This window comes from Yersinia sp. 2541 StPb PI, from assembly GCF_052217145.1.
Classification (GTDB): domain Bacteria; phylum Pseudomonadota; class Gammaproteobacteria; order Enterobacterales; family Enterobacteriaceae; genus Yersinia; species Yersinia enterocolitica_E.
This window is the reverse complement of sequence record NZ_JAZGQB010000001.1, coordinates 1,311,018-1,329,558: the sequence shown is the minus strand read 5'-3', so window position 1 is coordinate 1,329,558 and position 18,541 is coordinate 1,311,018. Positions and strand designations below refer to the sequence as shown.

Genomic DNA, 18,541 nt, shown 5'->3' with positions numbered 1-18,541 from the left:
TATAATTTATAGGTTCAAAACTATAAAAGTTGAAGTATTGCGAGGAAGGCAAAATATCATATCAACCCCATCTGATAGCGCGATCAGATAGAGTTGATACGTAACGCTCGGCCTACTTAATCAAAAACACCTGTCGACAAGTATCGGTCACCACGGTCACAAATAATCGCCACGATCACCGCTGCGGGGTTCTGTGCCGCCACCCGCAGCGCGCCGGCAACCGCACCGCCAGAACTGACACCACAAAAAATACCCTCTTCCGTGGCTAGCCTTCGTGTCGCTTTCTCTGCTTCGCTCTGGGTGATATCCAGTACCTGATCAACCAACTCCGGGCGGAAAATCCCCGGCATGTATCCCGGTGACCAACGGCGGATACCAGGAATACTACTTCCTTCTGCCGGTTGCAGGCCGATAATGGTAACTTGCGGGTTTTGGCTTTTCAGATATTGGCTAACGCCGGTAATCGTCCCGGTAGTTCCCATGCTGGACACAAAATGGCTCACTTTACCCGCGGTTTGTTGCCAGATTTCTGGCCCGGTACCGGTGAAATGTGCGTAGGGGTTATCGCTGTTATTGAACTGATCCAACACCTTACCCTGCCCTTCAGCCTGCATCCTTAGCGCTTCATCGCGCGCCCCTTCCATTCCTTGCTCACGACTAACCAGAATTAACTCCGCACCGTAGGCACGCATTGCGGCCTGCCGCTCTTGACTCATATTTTCCGGCATCAGTAGCTTTAGCTTATAGCCCTTCATCGCGGCGATCATCGCCAGCGCAATACCAGTATTGCCGCTGGTCGCCTCGATCAACACATCACCCGGAGCTATTTCTCCACGTAATTCTGCCTGCCGGATCATGGTTAGTGCCGCACGGTCTTTGACCGAGCCTGCCGGATTATTTCCTTCCAATTTGACCCAAATCTGCGCATCCAGCCCTTGGCTTAAACGTTGCAGTTTGACGAGTGGGGTGTTGCCGATGCATTGTTCGAGGGTTGTCACTGTAAATACCTATTAAATACCCTTCCTCCTTGAAGTGGCAGCTATGTTCACTGCTCTCACGAACCCGAATCACTTACTTATGTAAGCTCATCGGGATTCGCTCGTTAGCTGCCTTGCTGCCACTCCAATGACGTTGGGTATAATTCTATGTTTACCAAAAGAAGAAAAACTTATCAGGCGCTTTGGGCTAAAGCAATGGGTTGTAATAATTGGTCGCCAGAATATAAGCGTGCATTTAACCCGCCCACATAATAACGGTTACCGCGCACCGGGGCGTCAATTTCGCCTTCCGGCAGTACCACACTGATAGGATCCTGATGCCAACCAATAGGTTGCACCGTCAGTTGCCAGAAGTGACCACGCGGGCTGACTTCAAGCACTTGTACTGGCAGTGGGCAACGATCACTGGCGTGTGTATTGACTTCCATCTCCCACGGACGCAGGAATAAATCAACACTGCCCTGATGCATTGGGGCCAAATCCAGCGGCCAGTGGTGCGCGCCAATATAGAGTTGTGAGCCTCGAATCTCCCCACTCAAGCGATTAACTTCGCCCAGGAATTCCAGCACAAAGCGGGTCGCAGGGTAGCGCCACACTTCATCTGGCGTCCCGACCTGCTCGATATTACCCTGACTCATCACCACCACCCGATCAGCAACTTCCATGGCTTCTTCCTGATCATGAGTGACGAAGACGCTGGTAAATTTCAGCTCTTCATGTAACTGACGCAACCAGCGACGTAACTCTTTACGCACCTGTGCATCCAGCGCACCGAATGGCTCATCCAGCAACAGAATTTGTGGCTCGACGGCCAACGCCCGCGCCAGGGCCACACGCTGTTTCTGCCCACCAGAAAGTTGTGATGGGTAACGGCTGGCAAGATGACCTAATTGCACCATCTCCAACAGTTGCTCCACCTTCTGTTTGATAGCTGCCGCATTCGGCCGTTCACGGCGCGGTAACACCGTCAAACCAAATGCAATGTTATCGAATACTGTCATATGGCGGAACAAGGCGTAATGCTGAAAAACGAACCCGACACGTCGATCACGGGCATGCAGGCGGCTAACGTCAGTGCCATGGAAACTTAAACGTCCAGCGTTCTGGTTCTCCAGCCCGGCAATAATGCGCAGAAGGGTCGTTTTCCCCGAACCGGAAGGACCAAGCAAAGCCACCATCTGGCCAGAAGGAATATCAAGCCGGATGTCATTCAGTACCTTGGTGCGACCAAAATACTTGCTGATATTATCAATCTCAATGCTCATGCTTTTGCTCCTGTTCGAGACGAACAACCTGACGCGCTAAGCGCCATTGCAGGCCGCTTTTCAGAAAAAGGGTCAATATTGCCATCAGGGTCAGTAACGCCGCGGCGGTAAATGCCCCGGCAGTATTGTAATCCTGATGCAACAACTCAACTTGCAGTGGCAAGGTGTAGGTTTCGCCACGAATAGAACCGGATACCACCGAGACTGCCCCGAACTCGCCAATGGCGCGGGCATTGGTCAACACCACGCCATACAATAATGCCCAGCGAATGTTCGGTAACGTTACCCGGCGGAACATCTGCCAGCCGGATGCACCCAGTAATACTGCGGCTTCATCTTCCTGGCTGCCCTGACTCATCATCACCGGCACCAGTTCACGCACCACAAATGGGCAGGTGACGAAAATGGTGACCAACACCATACCGGGCCACGAGAACATCAATTGAATGTCGTGAGAATCTAACCAGCCCCCCACCACACCATTTGAACCGTAAAACAGCAGATACATCAGGCCGGCGACTACCGGTGAGACCGCAAACGGAATATCAATTAGGGTCATCAATAGCTGGCGGCCGGGAAATACAAACCGCGTCACCAACCATGCCAGTACCACACCAAACACCAAATTCACCGGCACCGTAATCAGTGCCACCAGCACTGTCAGCCAAATGGCATGCAACATGTCCGGGTCTAATAAATTCTGCCCGACCACCGCTATCCCTTTGGAAAAAGCAGTGATAAAGATCCACACCATCGGGATCACTAACAGTAAAAATGAGAACACCGCGCCGATGGCGATCAGGGTCCATTTACCCCAATTGATGGGTGGGCGAGCTACGCCGTTAAATTCAGTGATATCAGCCATCAGTGCCCGCCTATCCGCCGACCAAAGCGGCTTTGTAACGTGTTAATACCAAACAGCAATACCAATGAAACGGCCAGAATAACGGAAGCAATTGCACTGGCAGCCGGGTAATCAAATTCTTGTAGTCGGATGAAGATCATCAGCGAGGTCACTTCGGTCTTCCAGGCAATGTTACCGGCGATAAAGATAACTGCGCCAAACTCCCCCAGACTGCGGGTAAAGGATAAAGCAGTGCCTGCCAGTAATGCCGGAGCCAGTTCTGGCATCACCACCAGCCGGAAGCTCTGCCAACGGCTGGCGCCGAGAGTTTCCGCGGCTTCTTCATATTCGGGACCCAATTCTTCCAACACCGGTTGTACTGTGCGCACCACAAACGGCAAGCTGGTAAACGCCATCGCCACGGCAATCCCCAACCAGGTAAAGGAGACTTTAATCCCCAGTTCGTTCAACCAGGCACCGTACCAACCGGTGGTCGAAAATAGCGTTGCTAATGTCAGACCCGCCACCGCCGTGGGTAAGGCGAACGGCAAATCCATCAAACCATCCAACAAACTGCGGCCGGGGAACTGATAGCGGGTCAGAATCCACGCCATCAACATACCGAAAACCGCATTAAATACGCTGGCGACGCCTGCGGCCAGTAAGGTCACTTTATAAGCAGCGACCACTTGGGGGTTAGTAATCACCTCCCAGTACTGGGTCCAACTCATCTGTGCAACCTGCATGACTAACGCGCTGAGCGGTAATAATAAGATCAGGCAGGTGTAAAGCAGGCTGCTCCCGAGACTGAGGGTAAATCCGGGCAGAACCCGTTTACTGGATGCCGACAACATTACTGATGCCCTTGCGCTAACAATTTATCCAGCACGCCGCCAGTCACGAAATGAGTACTCATCACCTGCGGCCAGCTACCGAATTGATCTTCAACACGGAATAGTTTGGTTTGTGGGAATTGAGACTTGGCCGCTTCCATTGCCGCTTTGTCGTAAACCCGATAATTAAAGCTGGTGATCACTTGCTGTGCTGGCGGACTGTAGAGATAGTTGAGATAAGCTTTAGCCGCTTTCTCAGTGCCATTCTTCTCGACATTTTTATCCACCCAGGCCACCGGGAATTCAGCCAAAATATCTACCGGCGGGACAATTACTTCGTATTTATCACTGCCATACTCTTTACGGATATTGTTAACTTCCGATTCAAAACTGATCAGTACATCACCCAACCCGCGTTCAACGAAGGTGGTGGTAGCACCACGGCCACCAGTATCAAACACCACTACATTGGTCAGGAAACGCTTCATCCAGTCGCGGGTTTTAGCCTCATCCTTACCATTCGCTTGTTGGGTAGCACCCCATGCCGCCAGATAGGTGTAACGGCCATTACCGGAAGTTTTTGGATTCGGGAACACCAGTTTGACGTCTTCACGCACCAGATCATCCCAGTTGTGGATATTCTTTGGATTACCCTTACGTACTAGGAATGCCATGGTGGAATAAAACGGTGAGCTGTTATTAGGTAACCGCGCCTGCCAGTCGGCCGGGATCAGATTGCCCCGGTCATGTAGGATCTGCACATCGGTGACTTGGTTATAAGTCACCACATCTGCTTTCAAGCCCTGTAAGATAGCCAGTGCCTGTTTAGACGACCCAGCATGAGATTGTTTGATGGTCAGCTTGTCGCCGGGATTTTGCTGCTCCCACTGTTGCTGGAAGCCGGGATTGAGGGCCGTGAATAACTCGCGGGAAACATCATAAGAGCTGTTAAGTAACTCAGTGGCAGAGGCAGTTGCACTGCCGAAAATTAACGCGCTTAATAAGGCAACACGGTGCCATCCTTTACGTGTACCGTTCTTCACTGAAGTCTGTTTCATGCTGCACCTTATTCACTGAGTTCATCCGACAGGCATGTCATTAAATGTGAACAGTGCCTTTAATATCTTCAGTGTATTTATAACTAGGTGTATACCTATAATGCTTTTATATACCGTTTAGTGATGTTCAAGTATCAAATGCTCTAAGCCAGCAACAACGCTGGTCGCAAGCCACTCCCTTTTGCCCATTAAAAAACCCGGCCAACCGGCACCGGGTGATAGAAAAGACTTATTGAGTAAAAATTGTCGGTTGCGAAAAACCGGCCCTTCAGCCTTTCGTCATTACAACGATAATAATTGAGTCAGCGACGGTGCGAAGTAATAACTACCGGTCACTGGCTTACTGAAACCTAATAACAGATCGTGCTTACCGTCTATCGAGCCAAACATACTTAATAATTGTTGTTCGATATTATGTAAGCGTGCGCAATAAGCAATAAAGTACAAACCGTGTTTGCCACTGGCGGTACCGTAAGGCAAGCTTTGACGCAGAATTTTCAATCCTTGGCCATTTTCTTTTAAATCGACCCGGCTAACATGGGAGGTCTCCGGGCGCTTATCTGATGGCAATTCTTCGCTGGCATGCTTGGTACGCCCAACAATTTGCTCTTGCTTATGTTCAGGAATACGCTGCCATTTTTTCAGGTCGTGCTCATAACGCTGTACTAACACATAGCTGCCACCGGCATCTTCTTCACCGTCCGCAATCACCGCCACTTCCGAGCGGCTATCCCCTTGTGGGTTTTCGGTGCCATCAATAAAACCAGTAAAATCACGTTCTTCTACCCAGCGAAAGCCATGTGTCTCTTCTTCAACGGTGATCACATCGCCAAAAGCAGCCATCGCGGCCTGGGCTAAAGTAAAGTTGATATCCTGACGCAATGACTGAATATGAATCAATAAATCGCGTTGTGTTGCGGGGGCAACCATTGGTGCTTTGCCTAATGGCACAAAAGGTTTTAACTCATTAGCCCCTTTACCACCGGATAGGTCATGCCAAATATCAGAACCAAAAGCAATCACAGCACCTAAATACTCGTTAGGAAATTTTTGCTGTAACTCCTGCAATGACTGACAGAATTGTTTGCACCCCTGACGAATAGCATCTAGCTCGCCCTGTACTTTTGCTTCCATAAAAATGGCAAAACGACAATGTTCCATCAGAATGCCACTCTGAACTTGAGTCATGTTTGGTTCCTCACAAAATATCGGTGTTAATTATGGCGAATATAATAGCTGAACCGATTAGGATTACCTTGCGGCAACGCAAAATAAATTTAGGCGGAGGAAATGAGACCAAAGGTGGGAATATTATTAGCTAATTCACAGAAGAGAGCCAAAGTAATGATAAATCTGCCAGAAGCCAATTGGGACGCGGTTTGCAGCGGCCTCACCTTCAGATGCCCAAATAATGGGCCGAGTAATGAGTGCCGCTAACACTGCTATAACGTCAGGAACTAAGGGATGGTTATTCGCCTTTAGCTCGCCAGATAATCTTGCTCACTTTCCAACTTTGCAATGTATCATCGGATGGCATTAAACCTTCAGGACCATGCCAGTCGCCATCAAATAAATAGCTGACGTGCTTGCTGTCCGGTGCCGCACACTCTATTTGCGCACTATCATCACCGCTACCTTTGCGGCAAACACCAAAGGCTTTTTTATATAGTTCACTAAATGGTGTACCAATCGTAACACCCCATTGACTGGGAATAGACTTATCCAAAACATCAATGCGCTCTACCGTGCCTTTCGGTTGCCCTGAGATAACCAGTTTGATTTGGTTCTCTTTCATCGCCTGATAGAAGGAAATCAATTTACCGTCGTTGGTCGCCATACCGCTACGCAGCCGGAAATCGCCTTTTAACCCCTCTTTGATGTCACTCTCAGTCAACGCAGTAGTGGCGGTAATTCCGCCAACACCCTGATCAGTCACCTGCATACTACTGCTGCCAAACCAATTCAGTGGTGACAGACTGGACCAGGAAAAACCTGACATGGTTGAGCACCCGGCTAACAACAAAGGGGCACCCAGTAATAACAATCTCACCCCAGATAACCGTGGGCGAATATTCATCTAAAGCTCCTTATAAAACCACCGCATCCGGTAAGCTGTTCTGCATTGTACAAGCTACAGAGGGCATCTACATGCGCAGTTTAAAAATGATAACCAGTGGTTTGAGTCCACACAGCTAAAAAAGTGCCATAACACTACCGGCTTTAATTGTTATAACCAATAAATAGGTCTAATCGGATAGACTCGCGGCCATCGTATTGCAATACTTCAGCACGCCTTAACGCAAATTTGGTCTACTATTGGGTACCACAAAGGCTTGTGTAATTTTTGTTTTCAAACCTAATAATTCATGCATTGAAGGAGCAATAAAATGAAGAAATTAACCTTAGCGGCAGCCTTGGTTATGTTATGCAGCACGCCATTGCTGGCACAGAGTGCCACAGCACAAGGGGGCTTCGATGGCCCGGCAGCAACACAGACACAACCGACGACTCAGGGCGGATTCTCGGGTCCAAGTGCGACCAATACCACGGTAGATAAAGTCAAAACCATGCGTGATGACACCCATGTCACTCTGCAAGGGAATATTGTCGAGCGCCTTGGCCACGATACTTACACCTTCCGCGACAGCACCGGTACCATTACCGTTGATATTGATAACAAGCGCTGGAACGGTCAAACCATCTCGCCACAAGATAAAGTCCAAATCGAAGGCGAAGTTGATAAAGACTGGAACTCGGTAGAAGTTGATGTGAAAAGTATTACCAAGATTAAGTAATTAATCTTTACCCTATCCTCTGCGGCTTTATCAGCTTTTGGGGATAGGGTTATTGCCATATTAAGGGTGAGGCCAATAGGGCGACCTCAATATTCCTGATCCACAATCAGCCGTTTGCCCAGCATGATGCTGTCTTGGGTTTCGTAATCGAGCTTTTCATACATACCAATGACCGCGTCATTGTCTTCGCGCACCATGATATTCAGCTTCGGGCAGCCACGGGCGATAAGTTTCTTCTCGAGGCGGCTGATCAGCGCATTGGCAAAGCCACGGCCACGGAAGTCAGGATGGACCCCCAGATAATAAGCCGAGCCACGGTGGCCATCGTAACCGCCCATGATTGACCCTACAATCGCCCCACTCACTTCCGCTACTAAAAACAGTTCGGGCGAGTGATTCAACTTACGCTCAATATCCATTTCTGGATCATTCCAAGGCCGCAGTAAGTCGCAATGCTCCCACAGCAGAATCACTTCTTCAAAATCGTCTTGCTGGAATACGCGGATTTCCATGGATGTTCGCACCCTTGAGTAATATGGATATTCTGATTATCGTGGCAATATTATATCACGCAATATTAAAGTGATATTTCCCACCGTGATAGTGAGTAATGATATTTGAGAAGAAGCAGATAAATCTTGCCGATCTTGTAGCTTAATAGCCGCTAATCCACACAGAAAGTACAATAATGGCGGCGAATCGGGGTATACTTGGCCCCTAAATATTTGCAAGCTAATAGAACCCTCGCTGATGAATTCACCCGATATCACCCAAATCAAAACCTACCTGCTAGCTTTGCAGGATAAAATCTGTGCCGCACTGACACATGCCGATGGCGGTGCAAGCTTCACAGAAGAGAGCTGGACCCGCGAAGAAGGTGGCGGCGGGCGCAGTCGGGTATTGGTTAATGGGGTGGTATTTGAACAGGCGGGGGTTAATTTCTCTCAGGTATCTGGTGCAGCATTACCCGCATCCGCTACTGCGCATCGCCCCGAATTGGCCGGTCGTAGTTTTCAGGCACTTGGGGTGTCGCTGGTGATTCATCCACTAAGCCCTTATCTGCCCACCAGCCATGCCAATGTGCGTTTCTTTATTGCTGAGAAACCTGGCGAAGATCCAGTGTGGTGGTTTGGTGGCGGTTTCGATTTAACCCCTTACTACGGCTTTGAAGAAGATGCTATTCACTGGCATCAGACCGCCCATCAGTTGTGCCAACCTTTTGGTAAAGAAATCTACCCACGCTATAAAAAATGGTGTGACGATTACTTCTATATCAAGCATCGCAATGAAGCGCGAGGCATTGGTGGCCTGTTTTACGATGACTTGAATAGCCCTGATTTTGATACCTGTTTCCGCTTCACTCAGGCGGTAGGTGATGGTTTCCTTGATGCTTATATGCCAATTGTTGCACGGCGCAAAGCATTGAGTTGGGGGGAGCGCGAGCGTCAGTTCCAACTTTATCGCCGTGGCCGTTATGTGGAATTTAATCTGGTGTGGGACCGTGGCACCTTGTTCGGTTTGCAAACCGGTGGTCGTACCGAATCTATTTTGATGTCGCTACCACCCCTGGTGCGCTGGGAATATAACTATCAGCCGGCAGAAGATAGCGCTGAAGCGGCGCTGTATCGCGATTTTCTGCCCGTAAAAGAGTGGCTAGCGACCGGAGAACAGCACTGATGCAAATTTGGGTTGATGCGGACGCCTGTCCGAATGTGATTAAAGAGGTGTTATTTCGCGCCGCAGATCGTACCGGCATGATGGTCACGCTGGTGGCTAATCAGCCATTGAAAACCCCGCCATCAAAATTTATCCGTACCTTACAAGTCGCCTCCGGTTTTGATGTTGCCGATAATGAGATCGTGCAACGGGTGGAGAAAAATGATCTGGTTATCACGGCAGATATTCCCCTGGCCGCCGAAGTGATAGACAAAGGCGGTATCGCCCTGAATCCACGGGGTGAGCGCTATACGCCAGATACCATTCGTGAACGGCTGAATATGCGTGACTTTATGGATACCATGCGCGCCAGCGGTATTCAAACCGGTGGGCCTAACACCTTAAATCAGCGTGACCGCCAGCAATTTGCCAACGAACTGGATAAGTGGTTACAGCAAGCAGCCAGAAGCCTATAAGCAAAAACCCGCCGAAGCGGGTTGAGGTTAGTAATAGGAATACTCAAAGTCATTGGCATTGCAGTCAGGCAGCAGTTGAGTAAATCCCGATGAGCTTACACAGGTAAGTGACTCGGGTGAGCGAAAGCCGCTAACAACGCGGCAATGCCAAGGATAAAGCATATTTATAAAGGCTCGGTTTGTGCTTCAACCACCGCTAACGCCACCATATTCACGATCCGACGCACTGAAGCAATTGGCGTCAAGATATGCACCGGTTTCGCCACCCCCATCAGCACTGGCCCAACCGTCACCCCTTCCGATGATGTCACCCGCAGCAGGTTGTAACTGATACGTGCCGCTTCCATATTCGGCATAATCAACACGTTGGCAGCACCTTTCAATGGGCTGTCTGGCATCAGGTTATGGCGAATACTTTCCACCAGCGCGGCATCACCATGCATCTCACCGTCAATTTCCAGCTCTGGTGCCATCTGATTAACCAATTCCAACGTGCGGCGCATTTTACGCGCGGCTGGGCAGTCTGAGGTGCCAAAGCTGGAGTGAGATAACAGTGCCACTTTCGGTTCAATCCCGAAGCGACGCACAGTTTCAGCGGCCATTAAGGTAATCTCAGCCAACTGCTCTGGTGTCGGATCATCATTGACATAAGTATCCGCAATAAAAGTGTTACCGGTGGGTAGCAACAGTGCATTCATCGCACCCGCCACATGAGCACCTTCACGGAAACCGAATACTTTCTCTACCACATCGTAATGTTCATGGTAGGTACCGATAGTGCCACAAATCATTGCATCAGCTTCACCACGATGCACCATGATCGAACCAATCAGTGTGGGATTACCAATCACTGCACGACGGGCTTGCTCTTGCGAGACGCCACGACGTTTCATGATTTGATAATACTCTTGCCAGTACTCGTTAAAACGCGAATCGGATTCATTGTTAACCACCTCAAAGTCTTTACCTGCTGTAATTTGCAGGCCCAACTTCTTCAGTCGGGTCTCAATCACACTCGGGCGGCCAATCAGAATAGGATAAGCCAGTTCCTGCGAGATCAACTCCTGAGTAGCATGCAGCACCCGCTCTTCTTCCCCTTCCGCCAATACCACCCGTTTCATCTCTTTCTTCGCCTGCGAGAAGATAGGTTTCATAAACAGGTTAGTTTTGTAGACAAACTCAGACAGCTTTTCGATGTAAGCACTAAAATCGGCAATTGGCCGGGTTGCCACACCAGAGTCCATCGCCGCTTTGGCCACTGCCGGTGCAATTTTTACAATCAGACGCGGGTCGAATGGTTTAGGAATTATGTACTCAGGGCCAAAGGAGAGGTCTTGCTCACCATAAGCGGATGCCACCACATCACTCTGCTCAGCCAGCGCCAGATCCGCAATGGCATGCACACAAGCCAGTTTCATCTCTTCATTAATGGTGGTGGCACCGACATCCAGCGCGCCACGGAAGATGAATGGGAAGCACAGTACGTTGTTAACCTGATTTGGATAATCCGAGCGGCCAGTGCAAATAATCGCATCAGGGCGCACCGCTTTCGCCAACGGCGGCAGGATCTCTGGTTCCGGGTTCGCCAGTGCCAAAATCAGTGGGTTCGGTGCCATGGTTTTCACCATGTCCTGAGTTAAAACCCCCGGGCCAGAACAGCCGAGGAAGATGTCCGCACCTGGCATCGCATCACCCAGCGTGCGTTGACCGTTATCTTCAATCGCATACGCCGCTTTGGTTTGTGCCATATTGGCCTCACGGCCTTTATAAATCACACCTTTGGAATCGCATGCAGTGATATTGTGATGTTTTAATCCCAGCGCCACCAGCAGGTTTAAACAGGCAATCGATGCCGCCCCTGCCCCTGATACCACCAGTTTCACATCGCTGATGTCTTTCTTCACTACCCGCAGGCCATTGAGTACCGCAGCGGTGCAGATAATCGCCGTGCCATGCTGATCATCGTGGAATACCGGGATCTTCATGCGTTCACGCAATTTTTGCTCAATATAGAAACATTCCGGTGCTTTGATATCTTCCAGATTAATGCCACCGAATGTCGGTTCCAGCGACGCGATAATATCAATCAATTTGTCTGGATCGAGTTCATCCACTTCAATATCAAATACATCAATACCTGAAAATTTCTTAAACAGAACGCCCTTACCTTCCATTACCGGTTTACCGGCCAATGCGCCAATATTGCCCAGTCCCAGCACCGCAGTACCATTGGAAATCACAGCAACCAGATTGCCGCGCGCCGTGTATTTGTAAGCAGCCAAAGGATCAGCGGCAATTTCTAAACACGGAGCCGCCACACCAGGCGAGTAAGCCAGCGCCAAATCCCGTTGGGTTGCTAGCGGTTTGGTTGGCGACACCTGAATTTTCCCTGGGGTTGGATATTGGTGAAAATCAAGCGCACTCTGTTTCAACTGTTCGTCCATTGTAGGTTCCCTTTGATTTTATTCTTCGAGGTTATACCCAATAAACTTGAAATTGCAGGTAGGCAGCAAGTGAACCAATCCCGATAAGCGCACGATGATAAGTGATTCGGGTCAGTGAACGTCGCTAACACCACGGTGGTTTCAAGGTCGAAGGGTATATATGACCAATAACAGAACCAGTATAGTGAGTGATTTATCACAATCTATGAAGCAGGCCATACTCTGCATAACATTTTTGCTTCAATTGAAGAATTTACTTATCAATCAGAGAGGATGGTCAACAATCGGGGGAGTGAATGCCGCTAACATCACGGCAATATTGGTAAGAAAGGTATTTATTTGAACCAATTATGAATTTGGGCGTATTGCAATAACATAATCGTCTTACCATCTTTAATACGGCCATCAGCAATCATGGCAATGGCTTCGCTAAACGATAATTCAACCACGTCGATCACCTCATCCTCCACGCCGACATCATCAGTAATTTTCTGATCTGGATGATATTCCGCCGCAAAGAAATAGACGATTTCAGTCACGCCACCTGGCGACATATAAGCTTCAAACAGCTTCTGCACTTTATCAACCTGATAACCCGTCTCTTCCATCGCTTCACGGCGGATACACTCTTCCGGTGAGTCGTTATCCAGCAAACCGGCACAGGCTTCCAGCAACATGCCACTAGGATTGCCATTCACATAGGTTGGCATGCGGAATTGTTCAATCAGTACCACGGTACCCTTCTGGCGGTTATACAGCAGAATGGTTGCACCGTTACCCCGGTCATACACTTCGCGAATCTGTTGTACCGGAGTCCCGTTATCAGTTATTAAATCAAAGGTGTATTTGTGTAGTTTGAACCAGTTTTTGGATAATAATTCACTCTGAATATTTTCAATTTTGACTGACATAAACCCTTCTCTAATCTGGTTAATAGTCATTAGCGTAATCGGTCACTTGCAAGGTTATACACCTCGCTACGATCTCTTTTTCCTACTGCAACCACAGCAACGATCAACACATCATCGATAACTTCATACACTAATCGAAATCCAGAGGATCGTAATTTAATTTTGTAGCAGTTTTTCATACCACGTAGTTTAGCGCTTTCAATATGTGGATTATCGCTGCACTTTTTTAATTTCTTGGCAAATTGCTGTTGTATCGTCTTATCCAGTTTGTGCCATTCCTTTAGCGCTTCTTCTCTGAACTTAACGGCATAGGTCATAGATAGCTATCCAAATCGATATCAAGCAAGGGTTGATGGCGCCGCCTGTTAACCAACTCAGCTAATTCGTGATCATCAAGCGCTTCCATTATTTGTTCATACAGTTCTGCGGGTACACAATAGAATGCGGGTTGATTGCGGTTCAGGATAGCTACGGGGAAACCGGCCCCAGCGTTCACTGTTGCCATTGGATTTTTTTTCAGTTCGCTCACGCTGGCACTGGTATCAGTCAAAATTATACTTGGCATAGGCACCTCAAAAAGACCTGTTAACAGGTCTCATTATGCGAGCAGTGGCACAATAAAGCAATAAAAATGCCCTGTCGACACAACGTCAACAGGGCATCTCAACAGCGAAAAGCACGACGAAAGAGGTCGGTTAGAAGCCGGTAGGAATATCCTTCATATCCGGTAACTTATGGGCTATCCCTTTGTGGCAGTCGATACAGGTTTTCCCTTCGGTTATCGCCTTACTGTGCATTTTCGCCGCGACCGTTTTTTGTGCGGTGAAGTCCATATTGTCGAAATTATGGCAGTTACGGCACTCTTGCGAGCCATTGGCTTTCATTCGCGCCCACTCATTTTCGGCCATGGTTAGGCGGTGAGCCTCAAACTTTTGCGGGGTATCAATCAGGCCGAAAGCCTTGGCATACAGCTCTTTACTCGCCTTGATTTTACGCAGCATCTTTGGCCCCCACTCATGGGGAACGTGACAATCCGGGCAGGTCGCCTTCACACCACTGCGGTTGCTGTAGTGGATGGTCCCCATATATTCCTGATAAACGTTATCTTTCATCTCATGACAGCTAATACAGAATTTCTCGGTATTCGCCATCTCCATGCCGGTGTTAAATCCCCCCCAGAAAATGATGCCACTGACAAAGCCAATTAGCAGTAAAGTCCCGAGCGCCAGCCGGCTTGGCCTGCGCCACCACTGCCATATACGTCTGATAACACCGGGCTTTTTAGTTTCGCTCATAACTTATCTCGCTTATCGCTCATTTCGGTTATTGGCCAAAGCCAGGGGCTGGCTGGAAGCTGTTACCGACAATCGGTGCGGCATCGGTTTGTGGCACATGGCATTGCAGACAGAAATAGCGACGTGGTGAGACTTCGCTCGATACTTTGCCATCACGGTCAATAAAGTGAGTTGGGCTGACACGCGGTGCTCCAGTGGTGCGATAGTGCTCCACACCATGGCATTGCAGGCAACGGTTGGTATTTTTACTGACTTGATAGCCATCCACGCTATGCGGGATCAGCGGGGGTTGGTTAACATAGTTCAATGCCATGCGCTGTTGCTGTTTCGGCATTTTCACTTTGCCTTCAGCCGTGCCAGAGACTTCTGGTGATTGAGTCAAGTCCATTTCAACATTGCTGGCAGCAGTGGCTGCACCGGTGATCACCAACACCGCCAGCAGCGATATAACTGACAAAAACCGGCGGTTTAATGATTTAAAAATCGTGTTATTCATTATTTTCTCCTGAGTACACCGTCTTTATCCTGAGCATCCCTGGATGAGGGTATCACTGGCTGCTCATGCCTGCCCCGCAGGGCAGGCAATCTCAATTACGCCACTACCCGTGCCAACTTCACTGCACATTTTTTGAAGTCAGTTTCTTTGGATAACGGATCGGTGGCATCCAGCGTCAGGTTATTGACCAACTGCGCGGCATCGAAGAACGGCATATACACCAGTCCTTGTGGTGGGCGGTTACGACCACGGGTTTCTACCAATGAGGTCACTTCGCCACGCCGTGAAATCACTTTCACTTTGTCACCACGCCGCAAATCACGGGCTTTGGCATCCAGTGGGTGAATGAATAGCACCGCTTCAGGGAAAGCGCGGTGTAACTCAGGGACGCGACGGGTCATGGAACCGGTATGCCAATGCTCCAGCACACGGCCGGTAGAGAGCCACAAGTCATATTCCTGATCCGGGCTTTCAGCCGCAGGCTCGTAGGGCAGCGCAAAGATTACTGCCTTGCCATCAGGTTTACCGTAGAAACGCACGTCTTCGCCTTTCGGCACGAAGGGATCGAACCCCTCACGGTAACGCCAGAGCGTTTCTTTACCATTCACCACCGGCCAGCGCAGGCCGCGCTCTTGGTGATAACGGTCAAACGGTGCTAAGTCATGGCCGTGTCCGCGACCAAAATCGGCATACTCTTCAAACAGCCCTTTCTGAATGTAGAAGCCGAAATCACGTGCTTCGTCGTTCAGTTGGTCGGCGGGTATTTCACTCAGTGGATATTTGCTGACCACATCGTTGGCAAACAGCACGTCATACAACGTCTTACCGCGATACTCCGGTTTTTTATCGACCAACTCAGCAGGCCAAACATCTTCCACTTTGAAGCGTTTGGCGAACTCGACAATCTGCCATAAGTCAGATTTCGCCTCACCTGGCGCTGGGACTTGCTGACGCCAGAATTGGGTGCGCCGCTCTGCATTGCCATAAGCACCCTCTTTTTCCACCCACATCGCAGTCGGTAAAATAAGATCAGCAGCCAGTGCACTGATAGTGGGATAAGGGTCAGATACCACAATAAAGTTGCGCGGATCACGCCAACCCGGCATGCGCTCTTCATTGATATTCGGACCCGCTTGCATGTTGTTATTACACATCACCCAGTAAGCATTAAGGGTGCCGTCTTTTAGCGCGCGGTCTTGCGCCACCGCATGCAGCCCCACTTTCTCAGGGATAGTGCCGGCAGGCAGTTGCCACTTGGTTTCAGCAATCTGGCGATGTTTTTCGTTGGTCACCACCATGTCTGCCGGTAGACGATGGGAGAAGGTCCCCACTTCACGGGCCGTGCCACAAGCAGAAGGCTGGCCGGTCAGAGAGAATGGGCCAGACCCCGGCTTAGAGATTTTGCCGGTTAACAGGTGCAGGTTGTAGCACATGTTGTTGGCCCAAACTCCACGGGTGTGTTGGTTAAAGCCCATGGTCCAGTAGGAGACTAATTTTACTTTCGGATCGGCATACAACTGCGCCAACGACACCAGTTGGTCCTCCGGCACGCCGCTCATTTTAGCGGTTTTCTCTAGGGTATATTCGGCGACAAACGCTTTGAAATCATCAAAACTCATCGGCTCGGAGGCATCACTACCCGGATTCTTGGCGGCTTTTTCCAATGGATGGGTTGGGCGCAGGCCGTAACCGATATCGGTGGCACCACGGCGGAAATTCACATGGCGGTCGAGGAAGCCCTGATCAACGGCATTATTCTGGATAATGTAATTGGCAATGTAATTCATGATAGCCAGATCGGTCTGCGGCGTGAAAACGATCGGGTTATCTGCCAGTTCAAAACTACGGTGTTCGAAGGTGGAAAGGACAGCGATTCTGACATTGTCATCGGTCAGGCGGCGGCTGGTCATGCGCGACCATAAAATCGGGTGCATTTCCGCCATATTGGAACCCCAGAGCACGAATGCATCTGCTTCTTCAATATCATCGAAGCAACCCATAGGTTCATCCATACCAAAGGTACGCATAAAACCCACCACCGAAGAGGCCATACAATGACGAGCATTCGGGTCCAGATTGTTGGAACGGAAGCCTGCTTTCAGCAACTTGGAAGCCGCATAGCCCTCCCATACCGTCCATTGGCCGGAGCCGAACATACCCACCGAGGTTGGGCCTTTTTCTTTTAGCGCGTTTTTGAACTTCAGTTCCATGATATCAAAGGCTTTTTCCCAACTTATCGGGGTAAAATCACCTTCTTTATCATACTGACCGTCTTTCATGCGCAGCAGCGGTTGAGTCAGTCGGTCTTTGCCATACAGGATTTTCGGCAGGAAATAGCCTTTGACGCAGTTTAGCCCACGGTTAACCGGTGAGTCGGGATCCCCTTGCGACGCCACGATACGGCCATTTTGTGTTCCGACCAATACACCGCAGCCCGTGCCACAGAATCGGCAAGGTGCTTTGTCCCATTTTATTGCATTTGTTGTTTCACCCACCACGGCTTTAGCGACAGTAGGTATGGTCAATCCGGCGGCTGCGGCTGCGGCTACCGCAGCATTGGCCTTCATAAAATCCCGGCGGCTGAGTTTCATGGCATTTCCTCACCTTGGCTTTCCTGCTGGTGATAAACCAGCGATACAGCCAGCACACCATCCAGATTACGTGCTGACTCAATATGATTCAGGAGCACGTCTGAGCGCGCCGCCTGCATAACCACCACCAACTTGCCCAGAGTGGCATCACTGGTGGGTATTTCTGTTCCCGGGATAGCCAACAGGTCGTCGATCAGTTGTGCAATTCGCGCCGGTTTGGCTTGCAGCACCAATCCACAGACATGCCATTCTTTATCGTCCATCTTCACTCCGGGTAAGGGTTACTGCCTGAACCGGACAACTGGGCACACAGGCACCACATCCGTTACAAGCAGGAAGGTCTAATTCGGGCTGAGCAATGCCGTTTACGCGCGGACGAAATCGAATTGCCCTACTCTCACAGCTATCCTGACAGCTACGGCATTCAATATTGTGGAAAGGTAAACAGCGCTCTGAAATGTTGATTTTAAGTCGCCAGGGCGTCAGAGCTGTTGCGGTAAAAACACCCGCCTCACACACCTGTACACAGGCCTGGCAAAAACTACATTCAGCACGTTGGAAATCTATTTCGGGGAATCCGCCACTGCCAACCACCAATACGCCGGTTTCACAGGCAGTCACACAGGCATGACAGCGGGTACAGCCAGCAATAAAATCGGCTTCCATCACCGACCAGGGGGGCCTATGCGCTGAAAGTTCTCGTTTATCTGCTTGCCAAAGGCCAGTCAGCAATTTACGCCGTGATAAATCAGTCATACTGATATCCTTAACATCTACTGGCGCGCCCGCATGTGCGATAGAGAGAGTTCATTCAAAGCCCAGAGGTTTACATTGGCTGGTGATAATAATTCTTATTTTTATTAAAGGATTTCCCCAGTG

20 protein-coding genes are annotated in these 18,541 nt (G+C 49.6%); 3 read left to right on the top strand and 17 right to left on the bottom strand.

Translation table 11 applies throughout. From position 1 onward, the window contains the following. Positions 1–116: 116 nt before the first annotated feature. The 7 genes from cysM to V1953_RS05820 form a co-directional block, all read right to left on the bottom strand. The gene (gene cysM / locus V1953_RS05850) at positions 117–998 is read right to left on the bottom strand and encodes a cysteine synthase CysM (RefSeq protein WP_442847641.1); all 882 of its coding nucleotides are present in this window, start codon (positions 996–998) and stop codon (positions 117–119) included. Between the two features lie 173 nt (positions 999–1,171). Further along, on the bottom strand, positions 1,172–2,263 hold the full coding sequence (gene cysA, locus V1953_RS05845; RefSeq protein WP_083163403.1) for a sulfate/thiosulfate ABC transporter ATP-binding protein CysA: 1,092 nt from the start codon (positions 2,261–2,263) through the stop codon (positions 1,172–1,174). Then, positions 2,253–3,128, bottom strand: a complete 876-nt coding sequence (gene cysW / locus V1953_RS05840) for a sulfate/thiosulfate ABC transporter permease CysW (RefSeq protein WP_083163401.1) — start codon at positions 3,126–3,128, stop codon at positions 2,253–2,255. The genes cysA and cysW overlap by 11 nt, the downstream gene beginning before the upstream one ends. After that, positions 3,128–3,961: a sulfate/thiosulfate ABC transporter permease CysT gene (gene cysT, locus V1953_RS05835; protein ID WP_083163399.1), complete on the bottom strand. Its 834-nt coding sequence runs from the start codon at positions 3,959–3,961 to the stop codon at positions 3,128–3,130. Before cysT ends, cysW begins: the two co-directional genes overlap by 1 nt. Then, complete coding sequence (locus tag V1953_RS05830; protein WP_083163396.1) at positions 3,961–4,998, bottom strand: sulfate ABC transporter substrate-binding protein; 1,038 nt, start codon at positions 4,996–4,998, stop codon at positions 3,961–3,963. Before V1953_RS05830 ends, cysT begins: the two co-directional genes overlap by 1 nt. A 282-nt stretch (positions 4,999–5,280) precedes the next feature. Next, positions 5,281–6,186 carry a Dyp-type peroxidase gene (locus tag V1953_RS05825; protein WP_442850745.1) on the bottom strand — a complete coding sequence of 302 codons (906 nt, stop codon included), beginning with the start codon at positions 6,184–6,186 and terminating at the stop codon, positions 5,281–5,283. Positions 6,187–6,466: 280 nt separating this feature from the next. Continuing rightward, a complete protein-coding gene (locus V1953_RS05820) occupies positions 6,467–7,075 on the bottom strand; it encodes an RpoE-regulated lipoprotein (protein WP_083163391.1) in 609 nt (202 codons plus the stop codon). Positions 7,076–7,385: 310 nt separating this feature from the next. Here V1953_RS05820 and V1953_RS05815 point away from each other — a divergent pair, with 310 nt between their 5' ends. Continuing rightward, positions 7,386–7,793, top strand: a complete 408-nt coding sequence (locus V1953_RS05815; RefSeq protein WP_372569443.1) for a YgiW/YdeI family stress tolerance OB fold protein — start codon at positions 7,386–7,388, stop codon at positions 7,791–7,793. A gap of 86 nt (positions 7,794–7,879) precedes the next feature. On the opposite strand, the gene V1953_RS05810 is transcribed toward V1953_RS05815, so the two are convergent. Then, on the bottom strand, positions 7,880–8,305 hold the full coding sequence (locus V1953_RS05810) for a GNAT family acetyltransferase (protein WP_005183815.1): 426 nt from the start codon (positions 8,303–8,305) through the stop codon (positions 7,880–7,882). 238 nt (positions 8,306–8,543) lie between these two features. On the opposite strand from V1953_RS05810, the gene hemF reads away from it, so the two are divergent. Both hemF and V1953_RS05800 read left to right on the top strand, forming a co-directional pair. Beyond that, complete coding sequence (hemF, locus tag V1953_RS05805; protein WP_083163361.1) at positions 8,544–9,470, top strand: oxygen-dependent coproporphyrinogen oxidase; 927 nt, start codon at positions 8,544–8,546, stop codon at positions 9,468–9,470. After that, complete coding sequence (locus tag V1953_RS05800; RefSeq protein ID WP_083163358.1) at positions 9,470–9,925, top strand: YaiI/YqxD family protein; 456 nt, start codon at positions 9,470–9,472, stop codon at positions 9,923–9,925. The genes hemF and V1953_RS05800 overlap by 1 nt, the downstream gene beginning before the upstream one ends. A gap of 164 nt (positions 9,926–10,089) precedes the next feature. On the opposite strand, the gene maeB is transcribed toward V1953_RS05800, so the two are convergent. From maeB to napF, 9 genes are all read right to left on the bottom strand, one after another. Further along, the gene (gene maeB / locus V1953_RS05795) at positions 10,090–12,369 is read right to left on the bottom strand and encodes an NADP-dependent oxaloacetate-decarboxylating malate dehydrogenase (RefSeq protein WP_083163356.1); all 2,280 of its coding nucleotides are present in this window, start codon (positions 12,367–12,369) and stop codon (positions 10,090–10,092) included. Positions 12,370–12,704: 335 nt separating this feature from the next. Then, positions 12,705–13,280 carry a GDP-mannose pyrophosphatase NudK gene (nudK, locus tag V1953_RS05790; protein ID WP_083164148.1) on the bottom strand — a complete coding sequence of 192 codons (576 nt, stop codon included), beginning with the start codon at positions 13,278–13,280 and terminating at the stop codon, positions 12,705–12,707. 29 nt (positions 13,281–13,309) lie between these two features. Further along, a complete protein-coding gene (locus tag V1953_RS05785) occupies positions 13,310–13,597 on the bottom strand; it encodes a type II toxin-antitoxin system RelE family toxin (RefSeq protein WP_042568392.1) in 288 nt (95 codons plus the stop codon). Further along, positions 13,594–13,845 carry a type II toxin-antitoxin system Phd/YefM family antitoxin gene (locus V1953_RS05780; RefSeq protein WP_032905973.1) on the bottom strand — a complete coding sequence of 84 codons (252 nt, stop codon included), beginning with the start codon at positions 13,843–13,845 and terminating at the stop codon, positions 13,594–13,596. Before V1953_RS05780 ends, V1953_RS05785 begins: the two co-directional genes overlap by 4 nt. A gap of 130 nt (positions 13,846–13,975) precedes the next feature. Then, the gene (gene napC, locus V1953_RS05775; RefSeq protein ID WP_372559613.1) at positions 13,976–14,575 is read right to left on the bottom strand and encodes a cytochrome c-type protein NapC; all 600 of its coding nucleotides are present in this window, start codon (positions 14,573–14,575) and stop codon (positions 13,976–13,978) included. A gap of 28 nt (positions 14,576–14,603) precedes the next feature. Next, positions 14,604–15,071: a nitrate reductase cytochrome c-type subunit gene (gene napB, locus V1953_RS05770; RefSeq protein WP_102970546.1), complete on the bottom strand. Its 468-nt coding sequence runs from the start codon at positions 15,069–15,071 to the stop codon at positions 14,604–14,606. 95 nt (positions 15,072–15,166) lie between these two features. Next, entirely contained in the window at positions 15,167–17,662 is a 2,496-nt protein-coding gene (gene napA, locus V1953_RS05765; protein WP_442850744.1) for a nitrate reductase catalytic subunit NapA, read from the bottom strand. Then, the gene (gene napD / locus V1953_RS05760; RefSeq protein ID WP_083163344.1) at positions 17,659–17,925 is read right to left on the bottom strand and encodes a chaperone NapD; all 267 of its coding nucleotides are present in this window, start codon (positions 17,923–17,925) and stop codon (positions 17,659–17,661) included. The genes napA and napD overlap by 4 nt, the downstream gene beginning before the upstream one ends. Next, on the bottom strand, positions 17,915–18,418 hold the full coding sequence (napF, locus tag V1953_RS05755; protein ID WP_083163341.1) for a ferredoxin-type protein NapF: 504 nt from the start codon (positions 18,416–18,418) through the stop codon (positions 17,915–17,917). Before napF ends, napD begins: the two co-directional genes overlap by 11 nt. Positions 18,419–18,541 lie beyond the last annotated feature (123 nt).